The 812-nt window shown below is 75.2% G+C and carries 1 protein-coding gene; it reads right to left on the bottom strand.

Features of this window, described 5'->3' with window-relative positions; genetic code table 11:
- Positions 1–812 (bottom strand): (Fe-S)-binding protein (locus E0D90_RS25875; RefSeq protein ID WP_130800329.1); only part of this gene is annotated, 812 nt, incomplete at both ends.

Genomic DNA, 812 nt, shown 5'->3' with positions numbered 1-812 from the left:
GTGCTGGTCGCCGACGGGTACTCCTGCCGCACCCAGCTGGAGCAGCTCGGCGGGGCGGGAGCGGCGCCCGCCGAGCTGCTCCAGCTGGGTGCGGCAGGAGTACCCGTCGGCGACCAGCACGGTGTCCGGTGCGGCGGCCCGGACGGACGGCAGCAGTTGTTCCTCGGCGCAGGCCACGGAGACGTCGTAATGCCCCTTCTCGAAGCCGAAGTTGCCGGCCAGTCCGCAACAGCCGCCGGACAGGGTTCCGGTGAGTCCGGCGGCGGCCATCAGCCGGCGTTCCGGGGCGTCGCCGAGGACGGCGTGCTGGTGGCAGTGGTTCTGTCCGGCGACCGGCCGGTCCACGCGCGGCGGGGTCCACTCAGGCGCCAGCTCTTCCAGGGTGGCGGCGAACGTGCGGGTGGCGGCGGCCAGTCGGACGGCGCGCGGGTCGTCGGGCAGCAGTTCCGGCAGGTCGGTGCGGAGCGCCGCGGCGCACGGCGGCTCCAGCACGGTCACCGGCAGTCCGGCGTCCAGGGCGGGTTCGAGCCGGTCCAGCGTGCGGCGCATCACCGCCCGGGCCTGGTCGAGTTGGCCGGTGGAGACATAGGTCAGGCCGCAGCAGACCGCGCCGTCGGGGAGCGCCGGGGTGAGCCCGGCGGCGTCCAGCACGGCGCGGGCGGCGTGACCGGCTTCGGGCGCGAGGTAGTTGGTGAAGGTGTCGGGGAAGAGCAGCAGATCCGCGTCGCCGGTGCGGGGATCGCCGCCGTCCGGGGGCAGGGCGGCGATCCCCGCACCGGCGACGCGGATCTGCTGCTCTGCCCCGACACCTT

This window comes from Streptomyces otsuchiensis (assembly GCF_004305975.1).
GTDB lineage: Bacteria > Actinomycetota > Actinomycetes > Streptomycetales > Streptomycetaceae > Streptomyces > Streptomyces otsuchiensis.
The sequence above is the reverse complement of the archived record's forward strand: the minus strand, read 5'-3'. Positions and strand labels throughout refer to the sequence as shown.